We start from the raw sequence: 4,283 nt of genomic DNA, 5'->3' as shown, positions 1-4,283 counted from the left end.
CAGGCGGCGTCGAGGCTGGCACGGGTGAGGTTGAGGCCGGCGGGAGTACCGTCAGCCCGGATGACCTTCGGCTCGAGCCGGGTCAGCAGCCGGAGGGTCTGGGCGTTGCCTTCAAACCCGCCGATCGAGTGGGCGAGGTCGTTCAGCGTAGCCTCACCGTTATGCCCGAAGGGCGGGTGGCCGAGATCGTGGGAAAGGCAGGCTGCATCGACGATGTCCGGGTCGCAGCCGAGGGACCGGCCCAGCTCGCGGCCGACCTGGGCCACCTCGAGGCTGTGGGTGAGGCGGGTGCGGACAAAGTCGTCCGTGTCGGGTGCAACCACCTGGGTCTTCGCCCCAAGCCTGCGTAGCGCGGAGGAGTGCAGTACGCGCGCCCGGTCGCGCTCGAAGTGGGTGCGGTGGAGGCTCTTGGGCGGCTCATCCACCCAACGCTGCATGTCGGCGTCCGAATAGCCGGGAGTGATCGGTGAGTCCTGCCGGTCGCTCGAGTTCTGCACGTAGTTCCCTGTCCTATCCACCGGAGACATCAACCTCCGCCGCTGCGATGTCCGCCTGCTGATCAGCGTTCAGTTGGCGGGCTTCGAGCCAGCGGTCAGGCAGTGCAGTGCGCTTCGGGGAACCGGCCCGTCCGCGCGGTCCTTCGGCGTCGGCTCCAGGATACGGGGAGGTCCGGTCCAGCTGGTCCAGTAGTCCGCGCAGGACTTCCAGGGTCGGCACCGTCGCCAGCGCGGCCCGCAGGTCTCCGCCGACCACATACCCCTTGAAGTACCAGGCCATGTGCTTACGGATGTCGCGCAGCGCCATCATCTCGTTGCCGAAGGTGTCGACCAGCAGTTCGGCGTGCCGGTACACCGTGTCCGCCACCTGGCCAAGGCCGGGCCTGTGCCGCTCGTCGCTGCCCTCGAACGCGTTCATGAGGTCACCGAAGAGCCAGGGCCTTCCCTGGCAACCGCGGCCGATGACGACGCCGTCAACGCCGGTCTGCTGCACCATCCGAATGGCGTCTTCCGCGCTCCAGATGTCGCCGTTGCCCAGGACCGGGATGTCCGGCAGTGCCTCGCGAAGCTCCGCGATCGCAGTCCAGTCAGCCTTACCGGAGTAGAACTGGGAGGCTGTGCGTCCGTGCAGCGCGACGGCGGCCACGCCCGCGTCCCTCGCGATCTTCCCTGCCTCGCGGAACGTCAGGTGGTCCTCGTCGATGCCCTTGCGCATCTTGATGGTCAGCGGGATATCCCCGCGTGAGGCTTCCCGGACGGCCGTCTGGACGATGGAGGTGAAGAGGTCGATCTTCCAGGGCAGCGCCGCTCCCCCACCCTTCCGGGTGACCTTGGGAACCGGGCAGCCGAAGTTGAGGTCGATGTGGTCCGCGCGGTCTTCCTCGACGAGGATGCGCACCGCGGCGCCAACCGTCTTGGGGTCCACGCCGTACAGCTGGACGGAGCGGACTTTCTCATCGTCATCGTGCGAGATGATGCGCAGCGACTCCGGGTTGCGTTCAACCAGGGCGCGCGAAGTCACCATCTCGGAGACGTACAGGCCGCCTCCGTATTCGCGGCAGAGCCTACGGAACGCGGTATTGGTGATGCCCGCCATCGGAGCGAGAACCACGGGAGTATCCACGGTGATTCCGCCCAGGCGAAGCGGCGGCAGGTCGAGCCGCGTGGCGGTACTTGTTGGTGCAATGCTCACCCGTCCATTGTCGCAAGGCGGGGCAAATCGAGGTGCCGTGACGGATTAGCGGGAGTTCTGCCCGCGCAGGGCCCGCCGGCTCGGCAGACCCTCCGCCGCTCCCGGCGCTGCAGGAACTGCGGCGACCACCCCGGATTCTTCAGCCGCGAGCACGGCGGGCGTGACGTCGTCGTCGTACGGGTGGTGGGAAGCGCGGACGCCGACCGCCTTGACCACCAGAACGGCAATGAGCGTGGTGACCGGGATGGCGAGCACCAGGCCGATCGAGCCCACCAGGGTCCGCACCACCTCCTCGGCGAGTTCTCCACTGGTCAGTGTGGTCACGAGGGAGGAATTCTGCAGGGACACGAGGATCAACAGCGGCAGCGCGGCCCCGGCATACGCGAAAGCGATCGTGTAGACAGTCGAGGCGATATGGTCCCGGCCGATACGCATGGCACCGGTGAAGAGCCGTCGCGTGGACGTGTGCGGCGCAATCTCATACAGCTCCCAGACGGCCGACGACTGCGTGATGGTGACGTCGTTGAGGACACCGAGCCCGGAAATAATCAGCCCGCACAGAATGATTCCGGAGAGCGATATTTCCGGCGAGGCGTTGATGAGCGCACTCGAACTGTCGCTTCCCACACCGGTGAGATTCGCGGTGTCAGTCGCCCACGCTGCGAGCAGCGCGGTGATCCCCAACCCGAAGATTGTGCCCAGCAGCGCTGTCGACGTTCGCGCGGAGAAACCGTGCGCGAAGTAGAGCACCCCGATCATAATCACCACCGAGCCCACGAGGCCCAGCAGCAGCGGCGGTTTGCCCTCGACCAGCCCGGGCAGCATGAACTGGGCGAGGATGAACAGCGCGCCCACCAGTCCGATGATCGCCCGCAGTCCGCGCCAGCGGGCAACGGAAACAACGACGACGGCGTAGAGCACCGCGAGCGCCGCTACCGGCAGCGTGCGGACGAAATCAACGAAGATGTACGGGGCACCGGATGCGGTAACGACCTCCTCGAGATTCAGGTAGCGGATTGAATCCCCCGCGTCGACCTGCCCGGAGCGGGCAACCTCGGGGTTCAGTTCCACCGGCACAGGTGAGCCGCCGGCGTCGGGCTGGGTGTAGGCGACCTGGCACTGCTGGGCCTCTCCGCCGGCGTCGACAGTCGGCTGGGAGGAGGGGCAATCCTCAAGCACAACACGCTGGACCGTCCCTACGTCCATGGACGTGCCGGCCGCGGTGGCCAGCGGGTTCGCGACTGTGATGTCTGACCTGTCGCCGCTCGGCCACAGCAGCATCATGCCGATCAGCGTGATCACTCCCAGCGGAACCAGGATGCCGGCGAGAAGGAAGTTCGCGCGCCTGCGGGTACCTGCCAGGGCCGCATTCTGCTCAGGGGTGGGAGCCGCCGATCCGGCTGCATCCGAGTGGTGGATATGGCTGTGGCCCAAGAACCCGTCCCTTGCTGTTGTTGTGCTGCCGACAGATGGAAGTCACCATCCGCTACATAACCCCCGAGGATTCTACTCAGGTGCTCCCGGGAAGCTGCCGGACGGCTCGTGCGTTATATGGATACGGCGCTCGATGCCCGCGCTATTGAACATGAGGAGCGTGTTCGGTGATGAGAAGGTTCAGTGAGGCCCGCGACGCTGTGGCAGAGGCAACAGCGCATGCCCCGACAGTGACGGTACGTCCGGCGGCTGCGGAGCCCCGCGGCGTTGCACTGGTGCTGCACGGCGGACGGGCGAACAGCTTCGAACCGGTCAGGCCGCGGCACCTGAGCCCGGCACGTATGGTTCCCATTGCGCGGCAACTGCATGCGTGGGGTTCTTCTGCCGGCCTGGAGACGTGGAACCTGCTCAACAGTGTGCGCGGATGGAACGGCGAGCTGATGTCCCCGTTGCGTGATGCGCGGTGGGCGCTCGAGCGGATTCACGAACAGCATCCCGGCCTGCCGGTATACCTCCTGGGTCACTCGATGGGCGGCCTCACAGCGCTGTGTGCAGCGGAAGATCCCCTGGTTCGCGCCGTCGTCGCACTTGCTCCATGGGTGGACAGCACGACGCCGGTGCAGCATCTGGCCGGGCGGCGTGTGCTGATTGCCCACGGCGATGCAGACACCTGGACCTCGCCGCACCAGTCACTGCTCTACGCGCAGCGACTCCAGGGCATCGCCGACGACGTCCGTTACGTCACCATCGCGGGAGCCGGCCACTTCATGGTCACGAAACTCCCCCTCTGGCACGACCTCGCGGTGTCGTACCTGCTGGACGGTTTCGCGCGGGACACCGGCGCTCCGGTACGTACGAGGCACCTCCGCCGGGCGGCCGAACTGGCCGCCCAGCCCTCCCCGCTTGCGGTGGTGCTGTAACACCGCCCACCCGGGACGTCAGTCGCTGACGACCCGGGTTTCGGCTACAACCTCAGCGGATCCGGTGGCCAGAAGGGGATCCAGCACTTCGACCAACGCGGCCATGGAATCATCCACCTCCACCTGGACCGGGTACTGGTACACCAGCATCGCCAGCAGGGACGCCACGGCAGCGCTCTGTTCGCTGGGCTGGAGGGTGGTGTCGTAACCGATCAGTACATCGGCCGGGGCATCCGTCCG

The 4,283-nt window shown here is 66.7% G+C and carries 4 protein-coding genes and 1 pseudogene; 1 reads left to right on the top strand and 4 read right to left on the bottom strand.

The window, feature by feature from the left end; genetic code table 11:
• The 3 genes from dgt to RIF85_RS02175 all read right to left on the bottom strand — a co-directional run.
• On the bottom strand, nucleotides 1-437 hold a 437-nt coding region (dgt, locus tag RIF85_RS02185; RefSeq protein ID WP_309070332.1), incomplete at its 3' end, for a dGTP triphosphohydrolase.
• Between the two features lie 73 nt (nucleotides 438-510).
• Nucleotides 511-1,689, bottom strand: a complete 1,179-nt coding sequence (gene dusB, locus RIF85_RS02180; protein ID WP_309070271.1) for a tRNA dihydrouridine synthase DusB — start codon at nucleotides 1,687-1,689, stop codon at nucleotides 511-513.
• A 45-nt stretch (nucleotides 1,690-1,734) separates the two neighbouring features.
• Nucleotides 1,735-3,123: a YibE/F family protein gene (locus tag RIF85_RS02175; protein ID WP_309070270.1), complete on the bottom strand. Its 1,389-nt coding sequence runs from the start codon at nucleotides 3,121-3,123 to the stop codon at nucleotides 1,735-1,737.
• A 170-nt stretch (nucleotides 3,124-3,293) separates the two neighbouring features.
• On the opposite strand from RIF85_RS02175, the gene RIF85_RS02170 reads away from it, so the two are divergent.
• On the top strand, nucleotides 3,294-4,043 hold the full coding sequence (locus RIF85_RS02170; protein ID WP_309070269.1) for an alpha/beta fold hydrolase: 750 nt from the start codon (nucleotides 3,294-3,296) through the stop codon (nucleotides 4,041-4,043).
• An 18-nt stretch (nucleotides 4,044-4,061) separates the two neighbouring features.
• On the opposite strand, the pseudogene RIF85_RS02165 reads toward RIF85_RS02170, so the two are convergent.
• A pseudogene (locus tag RIF85_RS02165) lies at nucleotides 4,062-4,283 on the bottom strand (GNAT family N-acetyltransferase); the annotation flags it as partial.

This window comes from Arthrobacter sp. (genome assembly GCF_031179385.1).
GTDB lineage: Bacteria > Actinomycetota > Actinomycetes > Actinomycetales > Micrococcaceae > Arthrobacter_D.
This window is presented reverse-complemented; position numbering and strand designations above follow the sequence as displayed.